General features: G+C 61.3%; 24 protein-coding genes. 6 read left to right on the forward strand and 18 right to left on the reverse strand.

Features of this window, described 5'->3' with window-relative positions; translation table 11 throughout:
* Positions 1–76: 76 nt before the first annotated feature.
* The 8 genes from A9J21_RS05800 to A9J21_RS05835 form a co-directional block, all read right to left on the reverse strand.
* Positions 77–1,051 carry a DUF932 domain-containing protein gene (locus A9J21_RS05800; RefSeq protein ID WP_066732838.1) on the reverse strand — a complete coding sequence of 325 codons (975 nt, stop codon included), beginning with the start codon at positions 1,049–1,051 and terminating at the stop codon, positions 77–79.
* Between the two features lie 449 nt (positions 1,052–1,500).
* Positions 1,501–3,048 (reverse strand): hypothetical protein, encoded by a 1,548-nt coding sequence (locus tag A9J21_RS05805; RefSeq protein ID WP_066732839.1) that lies wholly within the window; start codon positions 3,046–3,048, stop codon positions 1,501–1,503.
* 72 nt (positions 3,049–3,120) lie between these two features.
* On the reverse strand, positions 3,121–3,474 hold the full coding sequence (locus A9J21_RS05810) for a hypothetical protein (protein WP_066732841.1): 354 nt from the start codon (positions 3,472–3,474) through the stop codon (positions 3,121–3,123).
* A gap of 66 nt (positions 3,475–3,540) precedes the next feature.
* A complete protein-coding gene (locus tag A9J21_RS05815) occupies positions 3,541–3,933 on the reverse strand; it encodes a hypothetical protein (RefSeq protein ID WP_066732843.1) in 393 nt (130 codons plus the stop codon).
* A 225-nt stretch (positions 3,934–4,158) separates the two neighbouring features.
* On the reverse strand, positions 4,159–4,629 hold the full coding sequence (locus tag A9J21_RS05820) for a hypothetical protein (protein ID WP_066732845.1): 471 nt from the start codon (positions 4,627–4,629) through the stop codon (positions 4,159–4,161).
* An 8-nt stretch (positions 4,630–4,637) separates the two neighbouring features.
* Positions 4,638–5,021, reverse strand: coding sequence for a hypothetical protein (locus tag A9J21_RS05825; protein ID WP_066732847.1), 384 nt, complete (start codon positions 5,019–5,021; stop codon positions 4,638–4,640).
* A 170-nt stretch (positions 5,022–5,191) separates the two neighbouring features.
* Entirely contained in the window at positions 5,192–5,593 is a 402-nt protein-coding gene (locus A9J21_RS30750) for a hypothetical protein (RefSeq protein WP_082926252.1), read from the reverse strand.
* Positions 5,594–5,679: 86 nt separating this feature from the next.
* Entirely contained in the window at positions 5,680–6,153 is a 474-nt protein-coding gene (locus tag A9J21_RS05835) for a glycine zipper 2TM domain-containing protein (protein WP_066732851.1), read from the reverse strand.
* Between the two features lie 461 nt (positions 6,154–6,614).
* Here A9J21_RS05835 and A9J21_RS05840 point away from each other — a divergent pair, with 461 nt between their 5' ends.
* Positions 6,615–8,111, forward strand: coding sequence for a hypothetical protein (locus A9J21_RS05840; RefSeq protein WP_156545696.1), 1,497 nt, complete (start codon positions 6,615–6,617; stop codon positions 8,109–8,111).
* Entirely contained in the window at positions 8,108–9,154 is a 1,047-nt protein-coding gene (locus A9J21_RS05845; RefSeq protein WP_156545698.1) for a hypothetical protein, read from the forward strand. Before A9J21_RS05840 ends, A9J21_RS05845 begins: the two co-directional genes overlap by 4 nt.
* 961 nt (positions 9,155–10,115) lie before the next feature.
* On the opposite strand, the gene A9J21_RS05855 is transcribed toward A9J21_RS05845, so the two are convergent.
* From A9J21_RS05855 to A9J21_RS05885, 7 genes are all read right to left on the reverse strand, one after another.
* On the reverse strand, positions 10,116–10,919 hold the full coding sequence (locus tag A9J21_RS05855; RefSeq protein WP_066732859.1) for a PRTRC system ThiF family protein: 804 nt from the start codon (positions 10,917–10,919) through the stop codon (positions 10,116–10,118).
* Entirely contained in the window at positions 10,916–11,557 is a 642-nt protein-coding gene (locus tag A9J21_RS05860; RefSeq protein ID WP_066732861.1) for a PRTRC system protein A, read from the reverse strand. The genes A9J21_RS05855 and A9J21_RS05860 overlap by 4 nt, the downstream gene beginning before the upstream one ends.
* 2 nt (positions 11,558–11,559) lie before the next feature.
* Entirely contained in the window at positions 11,560–12,279 is a 720-nt protein-coding gene (locus A9J21_RS05865; RefSeq protein ID WP_066732863.1) for a PRTRC system protein B, read from the reverse strand.
* Between the two features lie 11 nt (positions 12,280–12,290).
* A complete protein-coding gene (locus A9J21_RS05870) occupies positions 12,291–13,424 on the reverse strand; it encodes a PRTRC system protein F (protein WP_066732864.1) in 1,134 nt (377 codons plus the stop codon).
* A 90-nt stretch (positions 13,425–13,514) separates the two neighbouring features.
* A complete protein-coding gene (locus A9J21_RS05875) occupies positions 13,515–13,739 on the reverse strand; it encodes a PRTRC system protein C (RefSeq protein ID WP_066732866.1) in 225 nt (74 codons plus the stop codon).
* A gap of 12 nt (positions 13,740–13,751) precedes the next feature.
* A complete protein-coding gene (locus A9J21_RS05880; RefSeq protein WP_066732867.1) occupies positions 13,752–14,198 on the reverse strand; it encodes a PRTRC system protein E in 447 nt (148 codons plus the stop codon).
* 73 nt (positions 14,199–14,271) lie between these two features.
* Entirely contained in the window at positions 14,272–15,945 is a 1,674-nt protein-coding gene (locus A9J21_RS05885; RefSeq protein WP_066732868.1) for a PRTRC system ParB family protein, read from the reverse strand.
* Positions 15,946–16,470: 525 nt separating this feature from the next.
* On the opposite strand from A9J21_RS05885, the gene A9J21_RS05890 reads away from it, so the two are divergent.
* The 3 genes from A9J21_RS05890 to A9J21_RS05895 all read left to right on the forward strand — a co-directional run bounded on the left by A9J21_RS05890 (position 16,471) and on the right by A9J21_RS05895 (position 19,611).
* The gene (locus tag A9J21_RS05890; RefSeq protein WP_156545700.1) at positions 16,471–18,009 is read left to right on the forward strand and encodes a DUF1254 domain-containing protein; all 1,539 of its coding nucleotides are present in this window, start codon (positions 16,471–16,473) and stop codon (positions 18,007–18,009) included.
* An 81-nt stretch (positions 18,010–18,090) separates the two neighbouring features.
* Positions 18,091–18,351, forward strand: a complete 261-nt coding sequence (locus A9J21_RS32235) for a hypothetical protein (protein WP_231906821.1) — start codon at positions 18,091–18,093, stop codon at positions 18,349–18,351.
* 3 nt (positions 18,352–18,354) lie between these two features.
* Entirely contained in the window at positions 18,355–19,611 is a 1,257-nt protein-coding gene (locus A9J21_RS05895) for a DUF1254 domain-containing protein (RefSeq protein ID WP_231906822.1), read from the forward strand.
* Positions 19,612–19,919: 308 nt separating this feature from the next.
* On the opposite strand, the gene A9J21_RS05900 is transcribed toward A9J21_RS05895, so the two are convergent.
* Both A9J21_RS05900 and A9J21_RS05905 read right to left on the reverse strand, forming a co-directional pair.
* Entirely contained in the window at positions 19,920–20,669 is a 750-nt protein-coding gene (locus A9J21_RS05900) for an SDR family NAD(P)-dependent oxidoreductase (RefSeq protein WP_066732870.1), read from the reverse strand.
* A 105-nt stretch (positions 20,670–20,774) separates the two neighbouring features.
* Positions 20,775–21,527, reverse strand: a complete 753-nt coding sequence (locus A9J21_RS05905) for an SDR family oxidoreductase (RefSeq protein ID WP_231906823.1) — start codon at positions 21,525–21,527, stop codon at positions 20,775–20,777.
* A gap of 96 nt (positions 21,528–21,623) precedes the next feature.
* On the opposite strand from A9J21_RS05905, the gene A9J21_RS05910 reads away from it, so the two are divergent.
* The gene (locus A9J21_RS05910) at positions 21,624–22,592 is read left to right on the forward strand and encodes a LysR family transcriptional regulator (RefSeq protein WP_231906824.1); all 969 of its coding nucleotides are present in this window, start codon (positions 21,624–21,626) and stop codon (positions 22,590–22,592) included.
* 955 nt (positions 22,593–23,547) lie between these two features.
* On the opposite strand, the gene A9J21_RS05920 is transcribed toward A9J21_RS05910, so the two are convergent.
* Positions 23,548–23,775, reverse strand: a complete 228-nt coding sequence (locus tag A9J21_RS05920) for a PDDEXK nuclease domain-containing protein (RefSeq protein ID WP_066732874.1) — start codon at positions 23,773–23,775, stop codon at positions 23,548–23,550.
* Positions 23,776–24,387 lie beyond the last annotated feature (612 nt).

The raw sequence follows: 24,387 nt of genomic DNA on the forward strand, positions 1-24,387 counted from the left end.
CCACTCCAGTACCTGCCAACGGCACTGGAGGGGATCGCTTTAGGGTGAATAGAAGAATCGCTCGACGTTGATTGCCTTAAGCAATTTCCGCGAGCTCGAGGGCTGCGTCCCATGCGCGCTGCTTGAGCGTCGCGCCGGCACCGAACCATGCCGAATCGAGACGGTTACCCGAAGAGCGTGCACGCTTTTGATGGTCCACGTACTCGGTGACACTGTTCACCAAGCCCCAGGCGGTGCCCGAAGCTGATTCCAGCGCTGCGCCACGACCTGCGCCATCGAAGAGGTTGAGCACGGATTTCAAACCACGCTCGTTCATCCTCGCGGGCGCGTCCGCATCATCCTTGGCCCACGAATAGGTGAAGAGCCGCTGGAAGAACCGCTCGGACTCGGTCTGGCTGACCTTACGGTCCGCCAGACTATGCATGTTGGCCAGGAAGCCGTCCCACGACGAGATGGCAATGCCGAGCTCCTCCTTAACGGCGCGCGGGTCGAACTGGCTCCGATGCGGCACCTTCACCGCACCACGATTCCTGCCCAGGGCGATTTGCAGGGTGTTGTTGCACACCACGCGGACCGAGGTGAACTGCGCCGTGGTCGCGAGCGTGCCATCGCACGCCGTCGCGAGCAGCAGGTAACCACGGACTTCGTCGCCGCCCTTGAGCATCCCCGACTGCCCCGTGCGTGCGAGCGCCCACAGCTTGCGGCCCTCTTTCAACACGCCGGCCGTCTCCAACTGATAGCCGCCCACCTGAACAAGGTCGCGGTAGAACTCAAGGATTTCAGCGGGTTGCACAACCTGGTACCGCTGGGACACCGTCGACAGCGGCTTGCCGTTGTCGGAGCGGTACAGCACCTTCTGCTCGGGGAACGATTTGATCGGGTCGAGATCATGGGAGCCAACGCGGTACATCACGTTGGTCTCCTCGATGCGCCAGTTCATGCCGGCGGCTTCTGCCCAGACTTCGAGCGGCTGATGCTCGGCCAGATGGTTTCCCAGGCCATGCCAGGGAGTTGCGCCGGCGTAAGCCATGGTTTGAACGAGATGGGACATGAAAATGCTCCTAGTATGGAAAGCACGACCGACAGCCTGCGCTGAGGATCGGGAATGGAAAGAAGGGAAGATGAGAATGACGACCGCGCATGGGCGCGATCGAGGGAGGACGCCTTGCCATCACCGCCAGCGGCGACGAATGACAACGCGCCGTGTGGCTACTGCGAGGTGGTATGCATGGGAATCACAGAGATGCCCACGGATCCGTCCCATCAGGGAGCAGTCCCTGTGGGGCGGTTTCAAGAGATGGCCGGCATGCCGGCGTTTGGGTCGATGCGTCGAAGGACGCGGGTAAAACTCGGTTTGGACTGAACGGCTTTCAGTGCAAACAGAGCTTTGTCGGTGTCGATAAGGCTATCGCGAAAGCGGCGCACCGCAGCCGCCGAATGCTCGGCATTTGCATAGCTGTTTTAAGAAAAGCCCCCAGCCAACATGGCCGGGGGTGACGGTTAAGCAAACGCAGGTACGGCGTTCGTGAGGCGTGCCCGCGCATAATCGAGCGTGCCGTCTTTTGCTCGCAACGGCCGCGACACGCGCTTCACCGGATCGTAGATACGGTATCGCGTGACGTTACCCCGCCGCTCGTCAATGAGCTGGGAGAAGCCGGCATCGATGCAGAGGTCCACATACTCGCGCCCGTTCATGGTCTGCCCGGTCTCGAGTCGGTAGGTCGTGCCTTCTGCCAGCGACTTCGCATCGGCCATCTGACGTTCCGCACGCTTGCGTGCTTTGTCGATGGCTTCGTTCGCTTCCCACTGTGCCTGCTCTGCTTCTGAGAACCCGCAGAGCTCAAAAAGGCGCCGCCGCCGCTCAGCAGCCGCACATTGCAAGACGTCGACACCGTATTCCTCGCGCAGTGCGCGCTTGGACTCGGTGTTCCAGTCTTTAGGGCTGTCGAAGATCTGCAGCACTGCCGCGACATTGCGCTCCATGACCGCAAGCGCGACCCGGTTGGCCCATTCGTAGCCATGCGTGTCACGGTCGATCGCCGCCGCACGTGTCTGCCGGTCAAACTCGCGTTGGCTGATGTTGAACGCTTCGCGATCTGCGGTCGCCCTTTCAATGGACGCCTGATATTGCCGCTGGCAAACCAGGGTGCGGATTCGCTCCGCCAGCTTCGTTGCCGGCTGAGCGTTCTCTCCCTCCATAGGCTTGGGCGTCGGCATGGTGCGCGGCATCAGGATGCCGGCTGCAAACAGCGCATCATCGACATGCACAGCATGGCCGTCGCTTGGCACATCCCGTAGCGCGGCGATCAATTTGCCGGCGTTGTGCGTCGTGATCTCCAGCTTCTCGCCACGCATTGTCTGGCAGAGCGCTTGCAGCACGCTGGGCGACAAGGCCCCGCGCAGCGCTGGCACTTCGATCAACGGGCGCATCCAGAACTCAGAACGGACATGGTGCGGATTGTCGCGATAGGTGTTGATGATGCAGTCGCGTACCTTCTCGCCACGCATCAGCGCGTAGGCCACATGGACTTCGTGACGGCAGTTTGGACTCGCAGCGGGGTGGTACAGGGGGCCATTCGTGCCATAGCCAAACCGGCGGATGAACTCGCCGCAAACGAAGTCGGCAATGTCGAAAGGGCCCTGCTCCTCGAAGAGATCCACCGTCTGGAAGAGCGGTCCCGCATCGTCCTGGGACATGTCGATGGCTTCAGCAGGAAAGTACGCCAGGCGGCCGGCGGCCACCACGGCGCCCCACGCGGCCCGGCTCATCTCATGCGGACGCAGGATCTTGCCGCCCACACGAACGATGAAGCGATCGACCTCATCGAGGATCAGAGAAAGGATCGCCCGACGGGTGCCGGCCGGCCGCACGGCAAAATTGCCGCTGGCAAGTCGCTCGACAGGAATCACACCACGTTCCACATGGCGCACTGCGATATCTTCGACGCGCGGCACGGCCTTGCCGTCGCGATCGTCGTTCAGGTACTGCAGCACGCCGGCGAGCGTCGTGCGATGCTCGGCACGCTGGCCGATGTGAATAACATACATGGAAGGCTCCAGTACGGAGCATGCCCCTTCGGGGACATGCCCCGAGAGGGTTGGAAGGAATGGTGATGCCGGTTATGCCGGCTCTGCCGCTCTCGCGTCGTGAATCGCCTGCAACAGTTCCTTGGAAGTGATGCGCCAGACGGCACCGCGGGCGTTGCCTACGGCGAGCGTGCGAATCGGTTCGAAGCAATCCGAATCGAGCAGCGCCACCACGGTGGACATAGGCAGGCGCCACAAGCCGACAATCACCTCATCGCCTGCAAGCGTTTCGCCGGGAACGTTGCTAGTGAAGGTCTCGTAGAGTTCGCCGGTCCTCGATTCGATCAGCGACAGCGCAGCGCGGTCGTTCACCGCGTACAGCTCCACCGCGATGCGCAGAGGGCCAGGCGAACCGGCGAGGCCGGTTCCGTCGATGGTGATGGGCATGGATAGCTCCCCAAGACCCATCGCCTTGCGGGATGGGCCCGCAAGGGTTAAACGTGAAGGGAAAGGTCAGGCCAAGGAGGCAGTACGCCGCGCAGCTTTTGCGCGACTGGCAACGACTCGTGCCGCCGCAACCTCCGCAAGGATTTCGGCGTCGGCAATGCGCCACACGTCGCCGCGGTCAAAGCCGACCTGATTCCACCGGCCGGTCTGCACAAACTTGCCGGTCTCAAGCAATGCAGCCTTGAGATCGGTGGGCAGATTCCAATCGCCCGTAACGAGAATCTCGTCATCGGCAAGATTAGCGTCCGGCAGGTTCACCGACAGCACGCCATAGGGCATTTCGTCGTCAGCGCAGACCAGCGAGATCGCGGGGCGAAGATTGGTGGAATAGACACTGGCGCACAGAAGCACGCCAGCGGGATGACTGGCCAGGCCTGCGCCATAGACGGTACGGTTCATCGGGATACTCCTTTGGTGGGGAGACGTCCCGACGGGACGGCGCCCGTGTGGGGTGGAAAAGAAAAAACGCATCCCAAGGGATGCGTTCAAGCGGTGAGCCGACGAATCGGCTCCTGAGAAGGGATTGGCTTCAGTCCTTGTGGACACGACGACCGTTGCGGTCTGCCCAAAGCAAGAACGCGGAAATCGCGCCAGTCAGGACGAGAAGTGCGACACCGAACATGGTTAATCTCCTTTGGAAAGGACTGCGCCTACAACGAATAATACCGCAGCGCACAGGAAAAAGCAGAAGAGCTCCCATGCGGCGTGCCAGGACCAGGCTGGCATCGACTTAAGGTAGCCTGCGAAGCCGATCAGCGCCGCCGCCGAGAGGGTATGCGCGAACCGGCCATACTGCTGGCGCTGGTCCTTATGCGGCTCGGTAATGGCCCGCCAAGCCTGATGCAAGAAGCCATCCCGGCGACGGGCGGTGGTTGCAAGTGCGTAACGATCGGCATCCTGATGCACTAGCGGATACTTGTATCCATTGTCATGCGCGACGATCTCAAAGCGTTCGCCGGCACTTTTGGCGCGTTCGATCGAAATCGAAAACCGGGCGGGGAGCGTAACGATTCCCTGCGCGCGGTCGATCTGCGCTTTCCCAGAGACCTCCTCGCCGGAAGTCGCCGAAAACGTCACTTTAATCAGTGTCGACATCGGGCCTCCTAGCTGCGACGTCCGGCCACCACGCGGAGCGTAGCAACCAGATTGGCATAGCCTTGCTCGCTGGCCAGTGATTCGACGCTGACTGCATTGTCGCGGCCACCGGTGAGGTCATTGCGGCCGCGGCATGTCCGGTAGGACATGAGCACACCACCTTCTGCGCCAGCAGGATGCTGGATCTCGATCAGCAACGAGTCGGTGTGCAACGCGAACACGTCGACGTCGCGACGACGCTGGCGATGCTCGCGGATCGTGAAATCACGTGGGCGCAACGCCATGTCGCCAGCGACACGGCGCAAAACGCGGCAAGCGTCTCGACGAATCGCCTGGCATGCCGCAGTGTTGGTCGACGGATGTCGACGGGTAAAGGATTTGGGGATTTTCATGGATATCCTGGATAAGGACGGGACATCCTTCCCCAACGGGACGGTTGTCCCAGCTGGGTTGGTAGTCCGGCGATGCCGGACGGGGGTCGATGCGTCAGTGACGCGGGTGAAAACGGCTTGCCGAAGCCCGAAGGCTTGGGCAAGCCCTCTCGGGCCAGCACGCGGCGATGTCAGGTGACATCGAGCATTTTGCTGATCGCGCGAACGAGATCCCAGCCATGCTGTTGGGACAACGTTTTGCCGACCAGGAGCTTCTGCAGGGCTGTCGTGCGGCTTGGCGCCTCACCGGCATAGCCGATGTGGTCGACATAGACGATCCAGCCTTCAGAGAACCCTCGCTGCAGATAGACAGCGAGACGATCGCGTGGGCCGAGTTCGGGCCACGGTCGATCCGGTTTCGGGCCATACAGGGCTTCGTTGCCGTCCCCCGGGAAGTTGGCGGCATCGATCCATTCCGGCTCCAGCTCCGTGCTACGGAGGCGGGCGTAGATCTGTTGAACAACCTCGTCAACCGTTTTGCCTTCGGTGAGGACAGGAGAGAATTTGGAAGGTGCGTCTGCCACGGGCGGCATACATTGCTCCGATGGACGCAGGGAGCCCCGCACGGGGTCTCCGTGCGGGGAAGGTGAAGGAATCTGGGGCGCCGACTGGGGCCCGCTTAACGCGTCAGGCGGTAACCGCCACCAGACGCCACGAGATAGAGCTGCTGCCCCGTGACGAACTGCTGGTCGGCATCCTGCGTGACGGCGATCTGGCTGCCATTTTCCTTGCGGACAATGACCTCCAGGCCGTTGCGGCGGTTCATGTGGCTGGCCACCGCTTGCGCGGCAACCGCCGACACCGTGCCGGACATCGCGCCGGCAACGTAACGACCGTTACCACCGCCGATGACTCGTGCGCCGAGCAAACCGCCTACGACCGCCCCAACAACACCCGGAATGCCGCTGTTGGCCGACGTGTAGCCATCACTGTCGACGATCGTGACCTGGCGGACACGGACGACGGTGACGACTTCCACGGCGCCGGTACGCAGGGCTTCCGAGCTGCGATAGGCATTCGGAGACGTCTGCTGGACAGCGCAGCCAGTGAAGATGACCGAGCAAAGGAAAAGCGAAACGATGCGCTTGAACATGATGGCCTCGATGAAAATAGGGCCAACATGCCCACGGGCAGGAAGGCCCGTAGGTGGGAGAAGAAAAAAGCTGTCCGGCTATACAACCGGAAGTGTCGATGCGTCTCAGACGCGGTAGGTGGAGAAATATTAACAGCGACTTTGACCGCCAGCAACAGTTAGCAAAAGGTATCCAGTCGGATGGATCTCGGCGACGAGCGCAGCCCTGGCAGGGGCAACCGTTGAGGCAAAGTGTGCGGCGGGGTCGGGGGCCGCAACTACTTATGTTGACGGCACCTTTACGCTCAGCATCGCGAACGCGGTACGGCCTTGTGTGCTAAGCGTTGTTTCAGTAGCCGGGATTCCCTCCTCGCCTCGACATCGGGCGAAAGGGTTTTTTGCGTGGATAGTGGCCGAGCGGTCAAAATTGCCAACTGCTAGACTCGCTGCGGGTCATGACAACAAGAGAAAAGGGAGAAGTTATGGGTCAATTTCCCAAATTGTGCATCGCAGCACACTTGATGCTTGCCATAAGCGCCTATGCGCAGACTACAGCGAACCAGACGTGGTCGGAGTTCGAGTCCTTGTTAAGCGGTCTTACGGTGGCGCAAAGCCCGGCGGACCTGCCTAAATACTTCGAACTTCCTGAGGGCTGGGTAAGAGGGCTGCGAACGATCAAGGCGAAGGCGGCAACTCGGAAGGGCGAGTTGGCGGCGTGCCTGTCGCTTCGTGCGCAAGCGCGTACGAACGACCGTGATAAGGCGATGAAGGCCTACGCGAATCTGATGGCGACAAGGAACCAGTTGACGCCGGAGAAATTTGCCGCGATGGAGAAGGACCTCCGCCAGACCATAGAGGCGGCTGGGGCGACCGGAGTGGGCGGTCGAACGTGGGAATTTGGGGGCATTCAATACGGCGATGAGTTAAGCATCGAAGTGAGGTACAACAAGTTCACTTGCGATGGCGAGGCGCTAGCGGCGGTCCATACTCATCCGCCCCCCGCACCCGCGCTGCCATCAGACAGCGATCTAGCTCACTTCCTCTCGAAGAAGGGACAAAGGGCCAGTCTAGTTGTTGCTGAGAAGGGTATGTGCATCGCTGTCAAGACAAAGCTGGCCGACGGAGTTCCCCCCTTGCGCGCGCGAGTGCTTCACACGGTGTACACCAATGGGCTCTCTCTCAACCGAGTCCGATCTGGCAAAGACACTGACGACGACGACTTCGCACCCGCGGTAGCTGCAGCAGCGGAAGCGACTGGAATGGGTCTCTATTGCGGAGACATAGGGGCGAGGTTGACGCGAATCTCTGCGGTCGACATTAACAAGCAAGATGATCTCTTCTATCTCGCCGCGAAAGGGTTAGAGATCGCCAGGTACTGGGCCTTCGAACAAGGCCGCGCAGCCCAATCTTCTGGTTCGGGCGGAAGCTCCATTGATTATCCTTATGCGCCGACATTGGATCCGCGCTTCGTGACGTACCTCCGTGCCCGTTTTGGTAGTGACATCGAACCGGCCCTCACGCGTGGAGTCTCGCCGTTCGACTTCTATGCTTCTCTGCTCACGCTGGAAGCGGAAAAGATCTCATTTGGCGGGGGCTTGAACGGAATCACGGCTCCAGACTTTCGGGACGACATCGCAAAACCCTTTCTTTCAACAGCTTGCACAGTTGATGGTCGAGACTTTCTGTGCTCTGTGCGACGCGTTGGTTACGATACGACGACGGGTACTACGAAAACCATCGATTTTCGCGCGTTCTATAGATCCGCTGACCGATCGTGGTACCTCGTGGATGTCCGCGACGGCGAGCTGCGTCTTGTCGACGACGACCCGACGGATCGCTATGAAGGTGGCTGTGAATATTCCAACATGCGGTGCCGGCCGAATGGTCCCGGCACGCTGAAAGTCAAAGGCGAGGGGGTAACCTGGCGGGTGCAGTACTCCTCTGAGGGATACACAAAAACTGGAAAGGTCACAGAATGAAAATGATCAAGACTTTGGCGGCTGCCTCCTTCCTCACGTTGATCTCTTCGGCTCACGCGCTGGGCGTTAAGGTGGAGTTGCGCCGTCTCGAAGCCACCTATGAACTCGCCTCCCTATCGATGCCTTGGGCGACCGTCGTTCATGAGTACAAGTCAAGGACGCTTTATAGCAACTCCCTTGGGCTGGGCTGGTGCAACGCCATCCACGTCAAGGACGGCGGCAAGGACGTTCACATCGACCTTGAGACCCGAGCGGTGATCAACGGGCAGGCGATCACTATCGAGAACTGTGGGTCGCGCAAGGAGATCGGGGATGCGAATCGATTCGAGGTGGAGGCCAACTTCCGGGCTTCGGCCCAGGGACGCCCGCTGCGTGACCTGGCTAAGAACGCGATACCGGTTGAGCTCACCAGTCCTTCGACGTATGAGACCGTCCGGCTCGGCGTAAAACAGATCGAGGTCTGGCAACCGGGCATGGCTATCCCTTCCAAGACCTACGACTGGGATGGGAATCTGACCTCGGTTGCGGGCATGCCCGTTCAACTCGGCGCGGACGGCCGGGTGCAGTCGATTACCGGGCCGTCCGATGGCGCGATCACCTTCTCCTACCAGGGGGCGGCTCTTCAGAGCGTCAGCAGCAGCGGCGGTTACAAGGCTCAGTTCGAGGTGAAGGATGGCGAGTTGGCAGCGATCGACAACGCCTGGCGGAAGCGCTATGAGCTCTCGTATAGCCCCGGCCGCAATCTCCAGACTGTTCGCTATCCGGACAACACTCAGTTCACGTTCTTCTATGACGAGAAGGCGGACACCGTCACCGGCTTCCTGAATCGAAACGGCTGTATGGAGACGTATAGCCACATCGCCGGCCAGGACGTGAATCACTACAAGGTACAGGCCACCCTGATGTGCAACGGCACTCTGACGCAGGATCGGACGGCTTCCTTTGTCTTCGCGCCAGACGGGACGCTGCTTGAGGAAAAGGAATCGGTGCTCAAGGCAACGCGGAGCGAAGAGATGCGGGAGAAGGTCTATCCCAAGGACTGAGTGCCAGTCCAGGGCGGGCATGAGGGGAGGCAAGGGGCGCACGACGAACCCGGTTGAGGTGTTTCGCGATCGAGAAATGGGGCTACCCCTGCGCTGGCCCGCGGCATAGCAACGCCCACGGCCTGACCGAGGTATAGCTGGCCTGTACGTAAGCTACTTCCCACTGGGCGATCTAATCCGGCGTCATCCCTTCGTACTTGCTGACCCCATAGGCATCGAGCAGGTGCGCCCCGAGCTCTCCGATGTTGCGAAAATAGTCCGTATAGACGTAGCTCTGCCGGTTACTGCGCGAGGCGACGTCTGGGTTCCCTCCCTTAAGGAGGTATCCGCCTATTTGGTAGGTTCCCATCCGTATGCGCATCATCCCCCTACCGATGATGTGTAGCAGGCCTGCGATCTCTTTGAGGAGGGCGGCTTGGTGCATGCGTAGGCGTGTGGGTGGCAGTGGGGCTGTGCGCTCCTGGGGTGAAGAGGCACAGACCCAATGGGCTATGCCCCCGATGGGTGAAAGAACTGGTAGTACTGAGCTACCAATCAAAGAGCGGCAAGCCGACAAGGCAATCTGCATCCGCGTCGAAATGGAGCAGCGTAATGCCCAGCGCTATGACATGCCGAAGCACAGTCTCGAGATCATCAGGGATCCGCCGGGGCCCGCCGTGTGGTGCGTCAGGATCGACAACACGCACAAAGCAGCCGGCATCCGTCGCCGCGAGTACGGGATAACTAGTGAATCCGCAAGCGGTAGCCTGCGTCAGGTGAGCCGTGGAAAGAGAAACGTAGAAATCGACGGCATACCGTCACCATGAAAAGAAAACGGGACTTCCATCGCCCGGCCAGGGAAGAAAGCCCCGGTGGGAGTGGCCTGCTGTTGCAGGCAGGTCGATGCGTCAACGACGCGAGAGATTCACCATGATAGCAGCGCGCAAAAGAGAAAAGCCACTCCCTTTTGGGGAGCGGCTGTTCAAACGGATTGTCGCGGTTTGCGTTTGGCACGGGCTTTGGTCGCGCTCAGCTTATAGCCGAAGCGCTCCCAGGCAACCGGATCCAGCGGCAGCGGGCTGGTGCGCCCTGTGGCCAGACTTACGAATGCGCCGCAGTACTGCAGCTTCCCAGTGCGGAACAACGTCCACAGCAGGTTGTACGCCTGTACCGCAATCACCGGATTAATCACAAGCGATTGCTTCTGCAGCGCCTCGGCCATCGAGCAGGACGGCGCGGTGTCGGCCTTATCCCCTTTCGGATCCATCAGCTCCGGATACAGGTCTCCTACATGGGGAAGCCGTTCCGCGGCTGGGCCACCGACCTGGCCGAGGATCACCTGCCCACTGTCCGACTCGTTACCGCAGTCGAGATAGTACCCACCCTCGCCACGTTGCATCGCGTCGACGATCGCCTTGCGGGCGCTCCGCGTGTCGACACAGCCGATCACCAGGTCGCAGTCAAAGCGGTCGTCATTCCCAATCCGACGTGTCTCGGCGTCCCACCGCGTACCCATCAGGTTGTTCAGGCGATTTACAATGAGCGTCGCTTTGGGCTGCCCCACATCAACCGGGTAGAACCCCTGGCGGCCGACATTGGTCTCGCTGACGGTGTCGTCATCGTAGACCGTACAGTCGATACCGCCCGGGTGTCCTAGCTCCAGCATGGCGTGATGCAGCCGCGCGAGGTTAGGTAGCAAGGCGCTGCCGGTGCCACCAGCGCCCACAACAGCTACTTGCCATGCGCGGGTGGTCATTTCAGCGGGGATACGATGGACGAAGGTCATGCCAGCACCTCCTCTCGCACCGCGTCATGCCATTCGCTTGGAACCCTCTCGACGTTCTCGAAGATTCCCTTGGCGCAGAGCCGCAACGCGAGCGATGGCACATCGGCATCGCAATTGCCCATCACGAACGCGAACTTCACGTCGTGCTGGTCATCGGCATTGTCCGTTGGCGAAAACCCAGCTGCGTGGCGACCATGCGAATGGCAGTCCACCACCAGGACCTCGCCAGTTTCAAGCGACGGACGGTCATAATTCAGGTGACCGCCGCTGTGGTCCAGGATTCGCACGGGGACCAGTCGGAATGCCCCTGTTGCGGCATTCCAGACGATCCACGCGCCCGTTTCCTTGGGATGCCCAGCACGTGCCATCGCGGCGAACTCGCCGATCAGGTCAGCTGGAACTCGCCCGCAGCGTAGCTCGGTGGCTTCCACCACCTCGCCATAGGGGATTGCCGTGCGGTACTGGAAGGCACCGAGACGACGAACGACGCGCAGCCAGGGCCGCGCGAATTCCAGAAAGACACCGTTGGCAGCAATGAGCAGACGCTCGCCGGGGTGTTCCATGGTGGCCAGCGCACCGAAGCGCGGGACCATCACGGACGGAAAAGACTGCTGCAGAGCAGCGTCAGCAGGATGCATGGTTACAACTCCTTTCGGCCGGCGATCAGATCGGCCAGCGTGGATTTCATGGGAACGAGGACTTGCTTGGGAAAGTCGGGAAACCGACCGTCCAGCATGTCCTTCCAGAAGGCATAGGCGCCGCGCTTGTACTTGACGCGCTTACCGCCGTGATTGGGATGGGTGAACGCCGAGTTGAAGAACCCGTCTTCCCATCCGGTAATCGAGGCCACGTCGATCTGCTTTGGCACATGTGCCGAGCCAATGCAGATCTTCCCGTGGTCCCACGTGTTGAAGTACGGCGGCTCGAACAGTTCGCTTTCCGGTACCGGGCGCTCCTCCCCTTTCAGGGCGAAGACCTTGAAGCCAGATTGCGACGCCTGGAAGACCAACGCCGGGTGCGAAACAATGGCGCTACGCTCGCCCAACTCCTTGCATTTGAAAAATACGCGACGTCGGGTGGCTGGGCACCACCACGTCACGGCACTCGGACTGATCGACAGCACGTTGGGTGTCAGGAACTCGCTCTTGGGAAGGGCATGCTCTGCTACCTCGCGAACGGCGTGGATCAGAGCCATGCGGTTCAGTGGCACGCCAGCGCCAATCACCGGCCGCCCGGAGGCTTCCGCTTCGATGCGATGGGCCGTTGCATACGAAAACTGTCCCGGTGCCGTCCCATAAAGCAAAATGGCCCCCTGCAGGGCCACCTCATGCGACCGCGAAGCGGTCAGGATTGCGGCCATACGGCCTCCTTTCAAATGAAATGTTCAAGAACCCGATCCAGTAGTGCGATCAGCTTGAGGGTCTCGTGCAGAGCGCTGTACTGGGCCCGGATGGACTTGGGCTTGTCAGCGAACGGAATGAAGCATTGAAAATACGTGGCATAGCCGCCGTTGTTGGCGCACTCGAAGTGGTCGTCGAGCACTTCGCCAACGTAGTCGCTGTGCTGGTAGGCGATCGTCGCAGCGGAGTACGCCGGTTCTGCCCACTGTGCATTACGCATGAGGGATGCATCTCCCATCCGTTCCAACGCCAGATCCAGGTCCGCCAGTGCGCTACAGAATCCGCCGCGCCAGTCATCCTGGCCCCGGCGCGCGAGCTGTCGTAGCTTCCTGCGGCTCAGTAGCGTGAATGGCCAGTCAGGTCGCGCCCACTGCCACTTTGGAAGTACTTCATCAGGCGCGATCGCCGCCCGCACCACGGAAGGCAGATACCGATCAATGTCCGGATCGTCGGCGCCAAACCGTTCCTTAAGGTGCTCCCGCGCCTCTTCGTCATCGGTTAGCGTCTCGTAGTCCCAATGCCATCGACCAAACATATCCAGCAAATCATCAGGTGTGCGAACGTGCAGCGATTTGCAAGCGGCCGCCCGGATCAGATGGAACGTCATGTGCACCAGCGACGGATCGAGTTGACGCAACGCGTCGGCACGCTCTGCAGTGAGCGTGTAGACGGTTTCCTCTTCCAGCCGGATCCCGAGATACAGCGACGAGCGGTCTTGCATGTCGAAGCCGAACTCGGATATCTCAACGTCAACCGCAGCCTGATCCACCAGGGCGAAGTCGAAACTGAGCACCTTCGTCGTGGGAACGCGCGTGGCAAGCCACGCATGGAATGCCTGAGCGAAGGCATCCCCAGCGCCAGACGCGTTCGAGACGTGGCTGGCGTTGAGCACGCCTGCTTTGAACTGCTCGATGACGAGGTCCTTGACGTCCACTTCATCCCCGAAGGCCAGAAGCGCACGGCTGGGGGTTCCCTCCGGGATGGCAGGGAGCGTCAGAAAATCGTGGGCAGGTCGACGTTTGGCAACGGGATGCTGTCGCGCAGGCGTCCATGCGGGTTGTCCTGCATCGACCGCTGAAACAAACGACCGAGGGTCGAACAGCATTGTTGAGTCTCCTCAGAATGCAAAAAAACCGCCCTCTCGGGCGGCTTCGTAGTGGAAGAGAACTGGCCGGAGGCCAGTGCTTTCATCAGGTCAGACTTGCGCATATGCGCCCTTGGCGCCAGCGGCGCGGACGAACGTGTAGCGAGCGATGCCGCCCTTCACTTCCGGGCCGTCCACCGCGGCGGTGGTCAGCTCCGGGTACTGGGCAGAATAGACATCGCGCACTTGGTCGGGCGAGAACTGCGGGCCCACATCAGGCAACGTCATACCGTTGTAGGAAAACTCACGGGTGAGATGCGTAACTTCGAGTGCCATGGCAGTTCTCCTTTACAGCAGGGAAGCAAGGTCGGTACCGGTGGAAGCCGGTGTGCTCGCGTCGGCTTTCGTCTCCGGTTGCGCTCCGCCACCGCTTTCTGCTTCGTCTTTGTCACCGGCATCGCTAGTGGCGTCGGACGTCGAGGGCGACGCGGCCTTGGCCAGCGCCTTCGTCGCCTTGGACGATTGCGCGGACGTGGCAGCATCGAGAATCGACTTCGTTGCCTCGGCCTGCTCGGCAAGCGAGCGATGGGCTTCGGTTACGCTGGTGACGGCCGCCGCAAACTCGGCATCCAGTTCCGCCGGCGTAGCCGACAGGATCAGAGGCCGGGACAGTGCGGGGTCAGCAGCGTCTTTGATGACGGGCATCACAACAACGGACATCGTGTCGCCTTGCATGGTCAGCGTGAGCACGACCTTGTCGCTCGCGCGAACGAGCGGGATCAATTGGGTGAACATGGTGAATCCTTTTGGGGAATGAAATGACAGAGGGCGCCGACTGGCGCCCTCTGCAGATGGATAGGTGAACGGATCAGTAGCCCAGAACCTTGGGCACCTTGCCGGTGTAGTCGAAGCCGTCAACCGCCAGCAGGCCGGCGATGACTTCGGGCTTCGATTTGTTGAACAGCTTGGCGAACCCATCGCCCAGCACCTTGCGGATCCCCAACTCGTCGGCGAGAACCTTCATCTCCGACTTGGTGAGCATTTCCAGAAAATCCTGCGCTTGCTGGAGATTCCAGTGGTTGCGCAGATCCAGCTTGTGATACCGGCACAGTTCGCGGAGGTTACCCACCTCCACGCCATCGATAGCGGCGACGGTCAGGCCAATCGTCAGCTGCTGTCGCTTCTGTTCATCCAACGCGTGGATGGCCGTCAGGCAACCCTGCAGCGAGGACGACGACTTCTGCTCAGTCAGCTTCTCGAAGAACTTGCCCATCACGTCGCCGGCGATGTTGCGCGCCAGCCCGTTCAGTGCAATCGAGAGGAGGTACGAGTTCGCCTGGTCAGCGTTCTGCGCGACTTCCTTGCGGAGGGCCTTGCGCCAGAGGGCGGTACGGTAAGCCTTCACCTTTTCACCCTCGCTGATCGACGTCACCGGCTTCTCGGCCGCGGTAGAGGACTGGTCGCCCTTCTTCGCAGGGACCGCCTTGCCACCTGCGGCCGGCTTGGCTGCAGGCGCCTTGGTGGCATCCTTCTCTGCCTTGATACGCGCAGCAACCTTTTGCTGATTGCAGACGGTATCGAAGCACTGGCCGCTGTAGACCTTACCCATGGAATCTGGCAGGCCACTGACAGCCGCGCCGAAGTTCTGGCAAGCGTGGCAGGCTTTCGCCTGTTCATCGCCGACGCCAGTCGGGCCTTCGACCTTCAACTGGATCCGGGTATGGTTGTCACCGGGGCGGATGATGCGCACGATGGGATACTCGTCCTTCAGCCCATAGGCAATGCCTTCGAGCTTTCTGCCGAGTTTTTCGTCGTAGCATGCACGGTTCGTGCAATTGCCGGTGGCAATGGCTTCGCCGAACATCTCGGTTTGCAACGAAGAATTGTGCGGACATGCCGCGCATTCCGTCTTGTCGAAGATCGCCGATTCGAGGCTGCACGCGGCGGCCTCGATGGTCTTCTTCAGTTCCGCAACCGGCTTTTTCTCGCTCACGATGACCGGCAGAAGCTTGTCCTGCTTGTCCTTGGCGAGCGTGGCCAGCAGTTCGGCGTGACCGAGCTGGATGGTACGTGTGTTGAGCGCCTCCAGAACGGATTCGCTGCAGTTCATCAGCGCCAGGCGCTTGTCGAGCGTGGAGCGGGACCAGCCAAGCTGGCGGGCTGCTTCGTCGCGGTCGCCTTTCAGCTGACCAACGATTTCAGCTGCCGACGCCGCCTCCTCCGACGGCGCCATGTCGGCGCGCTGCACGTTTTCAATGAGCGCGTAACGACGAGCTTCGGCGTCCGTCAGGACCTTGATATTGACAGGCATGTCGTACCCGTCGCCGTGGGCGGCAAGAGCAGCGCGGTAGCGGCGTTCGCCGGCTACCACCTCGAACTCATGGCCGTGCTCTTCGTCCTCGATGGGACGAATGAGGATTGGCTGGATGACACCATCCACCCGAATGGATTCGGTCAGTTCAGCCATTTCCGCAGCGTCGAAGTACTTGCGCGGGTTGCACCCAGGACGGATCTTGCCAATAACGACAGTGGGGTTTTGCATTGTGGGTTCTCACGAGAATAGGGGAACCCGTAGCCGCACCGGGAACGTGGTTCCCGATGGGATGGAAGGATGGGCTACCAGGCGAAGCTGGCCGGCCACCGTACTGCAGAAGCTGGCACCAGAAGGTGCGGGGTCGATGCGTCTAGGACGCGGTAGGTCTGGGAAGAATACCTAAATTTCACCCGGCGGACAAGCGACACCACGCGGGAGTTCTATTTGGACGGGCTGAGAACGGCCAGACTCGGACACTAGACGGAGCCTATTGGATGGCCGCTGTTCATTCGTATCCCGCCGATCATCACGTCAGGCAACGACAGTAAAGGGCTAGGCGTTTGCTCAACGAAGATATGCGCTTCATTGGTCACATATCCTCCAGAAAGCGTTTATATCGACCTCGAAATCTTTGACTTCTCGTCGCCCGTCGCACTGTGCAGTATGGAGTGCTGACCGGAGTGTGAGACGCCGTCCGCAGTCGCTTGTCAGGGGCGCCACACCCTTTCTTTTCTCCACTGGAAGAGGATGACGATGGCGGATCTGGATAAGGTAGACACCACACGTAGGTTGCTGACGGTATTCGGCGGGGCCGCCCCGCTGACATTGGCGTCGCTGTCGGCGCTGCCCGGGGCTGCGGCGGCGGCCGAATCGAAGGGCCCCACGCAGGCGGCCTCCGGCGCGGCAGGCATGCCGGCGGCCAAGGCTGTGCAGCCACCGGCCGGCTTGCCGATGCACGCCGGCTACGCGCAGGTCATCGCGCGCATGGCCTATGTGTGGGGTTGGCCGATGGTCAACATGCTCAACCGCTTCGCCCGAATCACGCAGGCGCCGCATCCGGGCCTCTTGAACGGCGTCTTGCCGGCGGCGCCGCGCGGGCAGGTCGCCATGCTGCACGACTACATCGATCCCGCCGAGACCTTCGTGACCTGTCCGAACCAGGACGTGGTCTATGGGCTGGGCTTTTTCCACCTCGACGAGGAACCCGTGGTGGCCCAGGTGCCGAATTTCGGGGACCGTTTCTGGGTCTATGCGCTGTACGATGCGCGTACCAATCAGTTCGGACAGGTCGGCAAGCCCTACAAGACCCGGCCGGGCTTCTACTTGCTGGCGGGGCCGAACTGGAAGGGCAACAAGCCGGCCGGGATCACGTCGGTGGTACGCTGCCCGACGTCGCTGGCCAACGCCATTCCGCGCGTGTTCATGAACGACACGGCCGAGGACCGCAAGGCGATCCAGTCAGTCATCAATCAGATCGTCTTCTACCCGCTGAAGCAGTTCGACGGTCGCATGAAGACCATCGACTGGGCGCATGCGCCCGATATTCCCGGACCGAAGTCCGAGGCTGGTGCCAGCGAAGGCGAAACCAAGTGGGTCATTCCCGAAAAATTCTTCGACCAGTTCGGGGAGGTGCTGGACACCGTGCCGCCGTTGCCTGGCGAGGAAGCGCTGTACGCGCAGTTTCGCTCGCTGATGGAGGTGGCCGGCCGCGACGCGGAGATCAAGAAGCTCCTTGTGTCGACGGCGGTGGAAACGGAGCGCGACGCCATCGGGCCCTTTTTCGAATGGCGCCGCAACGGCCTGCCCGCGGGCAATGGCTGGAATCGCTCGACCAACAATGCCCAGACGGGATTCGACTACTTCGACCGCACCGGCACGGCCAAGTCGAACATGTTCGACAACCGGCCCACCGAGACGCAGTACTTCTATACCGACTTCGACGCATCCGGCGCAGCGCTAACCGGCGCCAGCAGCTACGAGATCGTCTTCCCGGCCGGGCAGGAGCCTCCGGTCAATGGCTTCTGGTCGCTGACGCTCTACAACGACAAGCACCTGTTCCACCCGAACACCCTCAAGCGCTATTCGCTCGGCACCAAGAACATCACGCTGAAGCGCAACGCCGATGGATCCCTGACGCTGTATGCCGGGGCGAAATCGCCGGGCGCGGAGCGTGAATCCAACTGGCTGCCGGCGCCGAGCGGTGCCTTCTCGCTCTATATCCGCGCCTATTGGGGCAAGCAGCCGATCCTTGATGGCTCGTGGAAGCCGCCGGTGATCCGCAAGGTGGCCTAACGCTCAATGTTCGAAGAAAGCTGCGCGTTACCACCAACACGGTGGCACGTCCCAGTCCATCTCCACAATCAGGGGTTCGAGATGAAGGCACCACGCTATACGTCGATTGCAATGGCCGCGCTTGCGCTGGGCCTCAGCGGTGCCGCGCAGGCACAGGGCTCCCGCTATGATGCCCTCGCCAACGCGCCATTCGTGAAGGACTATCCCACGCCAGAAACCTCGCGCATGTTGCAGGACGAACTTCTCTTCCAGCGCGCGACGCAAGCCTATCTGTGGGCGCTGCCCGCCATCAACATCTGGGCGATGAAGGAGGGTTCGGAAAAGGTCTTTGGCAGGGGCTAAAACGTGCTGCCGGTGTGGAAGGAGCGCATCAAGGCGTCCACACTGGTGACGACGCCGAACTCCGACGTGGTCTATGCAATGGGCTACCTGGACCTCAAGAAGGACGGCCCGCTCGTCGTCGAGGCGCCAGAAGGCGTGCAGGGCATCCTCGACGATTTCTTCCAGCGTCCGCTCGTGGGCCCGACCACCGATGGCCGCACGTGGACCGGCGACGTCGGTCTGGCCGGCCCGGACAAGGGCAAGGGCGGGACCTACGTGCTGTTGCCGCCCGACTACAAGGGCGAACCGCCGAAGGGATCGCTGCCCAAGGGCGCTTTCGTCTATCGGTCCCGGACGTACAATGTCTTCTTGTTCTGGCGCACGTTCTTCACCGATCCGAAGGACCTGTCGAAGCCGAACGCGCAGATAGCGGCGACGCGCATCTATCCGCTGGGCCAAAAGGCATCGGCACGGCCGATGCAGTTTCCCGACGCCAACAGCAAGCCGGCCAACCTGCTGTTCCCGCGCGATGCCAGCTACTTCGACATGATGTCGCGCTTCATAGACAGCGAATACGTGGACCCGGCGGACCTCGATATGCGAGGGTTCCTGCATACCATCGGCATCGAGAAAGGCAAGCCGTTCTCGCCGAGCCCTGAAATGCTGAACTTGCTGGAGCGCGCCGCGCAGACCGGCTTCAAGATCAGCAAGGTCGTGATTGCCGACATGGTTGCGAAGGAGCCCGGCGGCAAGTACTACCCCGACCGGCAATGGGTCAACGTGTTTGCCGGCGAGGACACCTCGTTCCAGTCGTCGCGCACGTATACGAACTTCGAACAGCGGTCCGGTTATTTCACCAGCGCTTACTCGGCCAGCCCTGGCATGGTTAAGAACATCGTGAATGCGGGCGCGAAGTACCCGGTCACCTCGCGCGACAAGGATGGTAACTTCCTCGACGGCGGCCAATCGTATGCGCTGCACCTGCCGCCCAACATTCCGGCGAAGAACTTCTGGTCCGCCACGGTCTACGACGGCACCACGGCATCGGGACTCGACAATGGCCAGTCGCACCCGTCGCTCAACCAGATGGACAAGCCGGTGCAGAACCCCGATGGCTCGACCGACCTTTATTTCGGGCCCAACGCGCCGTCCGGCAAGGAGAAGAACTGGCTGCGGACCGTGCCCGGCAAGGGCTATTTTGTCATCCTGCGGCTGTACTCGCCGGAAAAGGCGTTCTTCGACCAGACGTGGAAGCCGGGCGACATCGAGAAGACCAAATGAAGACTCCATGACCGTCGGAAAGGCGCTCGACAACAGTCAGTCGAGTTAGCCTTTCCATCTGACCGAGAAGGGTCGGCAGCGGCCTTCCGATAGCAACCATTATCCTTCGTGTGAGCCCACCGACGGAGGGTACTTCCAATGTTAGTTGGCCGCTGATACCCAGAAAGCTGCTGTCTTTGAATCCCCGGCCACAGAGCATCTGCAAGAGTGCAGGATTTGTCATGCCGACGGCGAAACAAGCGCGACCAAGGTGCTGGTCGACGCTTGGTAGGCCGCCGCAGATTCCCGGGTTGTCCGGGGGCTTTTCTTCACTGCGCCAGGTAGCCGCCATCGACGGCCAGCGTGTGGCCAGTGATGAAGCTTGCCCGCGTCGATGATAGAAACAGGATCGCTTGCGCGACTTCGGCTGGGGTACCTGCTCGCTTCGCAGGGATCATCCCTGCGAGAACGTCCTTGGTCATACCGTAATCGGCCAGCCGATCGAACATCGGCGACTCCGTCGGTCCCGGCGCGACCGCATTGATCCGAATGCCCACAGCCGCAACCTCGAGCGCTGCCGATTTCGTCAAGCCTTCGACCGCGTGCTTGCTCGCCGCATACACCGCACTGGTGGGGAACCCAATCTGGCCGCCGATCGAAGAGAGGTTCACGATGCTTCCGAAGCCCTGGCGTTTCATGAGTTCAAGCTCGTACTTCATGCCAAGAATGACACCCAGCACGTTAGTGTCGAACACGCTCCTGTAAGTCTCGACCGAAATATGCTCGATTGGCGAGAACGTGCCCTCGATGCCCGCATTGTTGACGGCAATGTCGAGACGGCCGAAGCGTGATTCGGTCTGCCTGATGACACGCCGCATGTCGTCTTCGGACTGCGCGTCGGCGCGCACGAACGTCGCATCGGCGGCGCCCGCCGCATTGAGTTGGTCGATCAGACCGGGACCTGCCTCCTCCCGGCGGCCGGTGACGATGACGTTCGCCCCAGTCTCTGCGAATGCCAGCGCCGTCGCGCGGCCAATGCCGGACAGCCCCCCCGTTACCAGAACTACTTTCGATTGCATGATTTCTCCTGTTTTGATCGTTGAAGAGCGCCGGCCGGCGTGAGGTTAGGTCAATGTCGTCCCGGCCAAACGGAAACCTGGCCGTTGACTGCCGGCAAGGCCGGCTCAAACTAAGCGCTGGCCGCCGTCGATGTGCAACGTCTCGCCGTTCATGAAGTCGTTCTGGATCAGGAACATGACGGCGGCGGCGGCCTGTTGCATAGGAACGATCTTCTTCAGCGGCAGCCGTGCGCTGAGCTCAGTGACATAGCCGCCGAGGGCGTCGCCGAGCGTGCGGCCCAACAGCGGGGTGTCGGTGGTGCCGGGTGAAAGCGTGTTGAAGCGGCGTGGGGCAAGTTCCAGCACCAGACCGCGGGCTAGCGCTTCCATGGCGGCCGATGCCGCGGCGAGTACGGCGGTACCCCATGCATTCGGCCGCTCGGCCAGCACCCCCGAGATGAAGGTGACGGACGCCCGCTGGTCAAGACGTTGGTCCAGCGTCCGGATGACGTCGAGCGCGCCCCAAATCCGCTCATCAAACGCACGGCGCAGGTAATGGGTGTCCGTTTCCAGAATCTTACCGGCGACGAAGGAGCCGGCCATCAGGACCAGATGGTCGACATGCCCGATGTCCTTCAGTGCTGCCTCGACGGCTTCCGTGTCGGTGATATCCGCTGCACGCCATTCAAGGCCATGCTCGGTCGCGATGCGTTCGGAGCGCGCCAGATCGGACCCTATAACCACGACGCTTGCGCCAGCCGCCTTGGCCTGGATGGCGGTGGCCAGGCCGATTCCCGACGTGCCGCCGAATATTAGGACGGTCTTGCCCTCGAGCGATTGACTGGCCAGGAACATGGCCGGATCGGTAGTGAATTTCATGGTGGTGCTCCTGAGAATTGAGGATCAGCGCAAGTGCTGAAACGGATTCTAGTTAGCCGTTATTTATTCCATAAGGGAGTTAATTGGCATAACATAATGTCCATCATGGAACAGATAACTCTCGATCGCCTGACGGGCCTGATCGCGTTCGCCAAGGCAGCGGCGTTGGGCAGCTATTCCGCCGCAGCACGCGAGCTGGGCATTTCGCCGTCGGCGGTCAGCAAGAGCATCGCCCGCCTGGAACAGCAGCTCGGGATCCCGCTGTTCATCCGCACAACGAGGTCGTTGCGGCTGACCCACGAGGGCGAGGGGTTGCGCGAGCACGCGATGCGCCTGTTGCAAGAAGCCGAGGAAATACAGCAGGCCGCGATTTCCACTAGAAACGGTCCTGCCGGGATACTCCGCGTGGCGGCGCCGTATCCGATCGGCGTGCATGTGCTGGCACCGGCGCTGGTGATATTTCGCGCGCGGCATCCCGCCCTCGCGGTCGACCTGCGCATCCGCGACCAGATGGCCGACCTCGTTGCCGAGGGCATCGATATCGCCATCCGCGTGGGCGATCTCCCGAACTCCCGCCTGATCTCGCGCCATCTGGCGCCGCACCGGATCTGCGCGTTTGCCGCGCCCGCGTACCTGGCTCGGAAAGGCACGCCCACGCGCCCGGAGGAACTGGCTCGGCATGATTGCGTGAATTTTCGCTTCCAGAGTTCGGGCCAGGCGTTGCGCTGGCCGTTTTCCGTGGATGGGGAGCTGCTCGAGATTGCTCCGGATGCGGGCATCGTCGCGGATGTAAGCGACGTGGTGGCGTCGATCGTCATCGCCGGCGGCGGGATCGGCATCATGCCGACCTATCTGGCGGCGACGCATGTGATGCGAGGGGAGCTGGTCCCGGTCATGCCGAGGTTAGCGGTCACGCGCGCGAACATTACCGCGCTATGGCCCAAGAGCCGTCGCGCAAGCCCCAACGTGCGGGCATTCCTCGGCTTGCTGGATGAGGTATTTACCGCACCGCCAAGATGGGATGCGCTGATCGACGGCTTCGGGGGGGACGAGGGAAACGGCTGATGGTAACCCCGCCGGGCCACTTGAGTCTGTTGCTACTAAAGGCAGATAGCAGCGCGCCGCGCTCTTCACCAGATGCGAGGCGCACCGCATTTGCCGGATCGGCCGAGTAAAGCGACGGCGCTCTCATCGCGCCGTCTTTTGAGCTCGTTGCACGTCGATACTCGCACAACATCCGGATGGCCCAGCACTGATGGCCGCTAAGCACTGAGCTAGAATGCAGTCGTCATCCGCTCCCAGGGGCCGGCCGCTCTCCAGAAGCGTGCCCCTGAGTATCGGTCGAATCGGTCCGGCTGTTTGCTGAACGACCCGAATCGGAAGGCCACGAATCCAGCTCCCGCGTTGACACGGGCGAGTGTAGAGTCTTCGCGCGTAGGGCGCTGCGCATCAGAACCGGCCGGCGTCGCATCTGGATTCATCCTGACAACATTCCGCGCCACAACGGAAGACGACATCGTGAAAGCCTATGCACGTACTGCTGCTGACGCTCTCCCCTCTACAACTGCCCTCACAGTTGGTGTCGTCGGAGCGGTGGAGATTCTGCATGTCCACCCGTACCGCGTTCTGGAACTGATTAGCGCAGGCGCCATCCCCGCCGGCAAGGTCGGTCGTGCTTGGGTGATGATGACCCGGGACGTCCTAGCCTACGCCGAGAAGGTAATTATCGAGCAGACGGCAGAGCGCCTAGTCGCGCAACGCCGCAAGCCCACCAACGCGCCGCAGCGAAGTCTGCGTCCTTCGGACATTTTGCCCCTGCCGAACACTAGGAAGCGAAAAGCCGCAACGCGATAGCGCCGGCCGATGCAGCGGTTCCCCCTTCTGAGGCATGCGGCCCTTGCTCAGGCCATGGAATGATGCCCGGTTGGAAGGCATGCGCTGTGCAACGCGAAGTCTGTTACGCAAAAGAAGGCAGTGCCGGCGTCTACCGCCAAATGGCGCTCTCTGCTTGATGTATGCGCTATTCTTCATCGTCCAGCGATGACTCCAATTGCTGCGCTGTTGGCAAGACTCCTAGAAGGCTATCTGGAAGGGTCTCTGTCAGACGGACGATATATTCCGCAACACCTATCGGCTTTGTTGATTCTCGCAACGCGTACTCGACAATCAGCCCGTTCTTACTCTTGCAGAGGATGAGGCCGATGGTTGGACCATCCATGATGAAGGCGAGCAGGTGCGGGTCGATCACGTCGTTATGGGGTCAGTATGCCGTGCGGGGTAGCCCTCATCGGCCTCAATCGAGACGCTTTTCAGCAGCTTGACCTGAAACAGGCTGGCCTCCGCGTAAGGAACGACTTCTTCGTCGTCGCCCTGAGTGACCAGGGTTGATCTCGGCGGAGGCCGCGCCCCCACTCCCGAACTGCAGACGCTGAAGAATTACGCCTCCGCGATCCGCTCGACGGGTCCGGGCAAGCAGGCGTACCATAAGCGCCCGGCCGAGCGCACCGGGCGACTCGCTGTCGGCCCTTCCTAGCCCGACCGACCGAGACGGGCCGCAAAGGGCGACCGGCGCTCTCCCCTCACGCGACCCAAGTCGGCCATTTTCAGCCGATCCTCATCGCACTCATGCGGTCATTCAAGCGACTGCTCCGTTCCATGAACGGACCTTCATTCTCGGATTACGTTGAGTTGGTCGCCGACCATCGCTGCCGCCTACTGTGCTAAATCGCCAGAACGCAGACTGATGTCCGCCGGCAGCTTACGCACGGAGGCATGAACATGGCTCCCAGGCACTGTCGTATCTTCCTAGATGAAACGGAACACGGCTCCGTAGTCGGCGATGGAGAAGATCGGCGTCCCC

Source organism: Cupriavidus sp. D384 (assembly GCF_001652915.1).
Taxonomy (GTDB): domain Bacteria; phylum Pseudomonadota; class Gammaproteobacteria; order Burkholderiales; family Burkholderiaceae; genus Cupriavidus.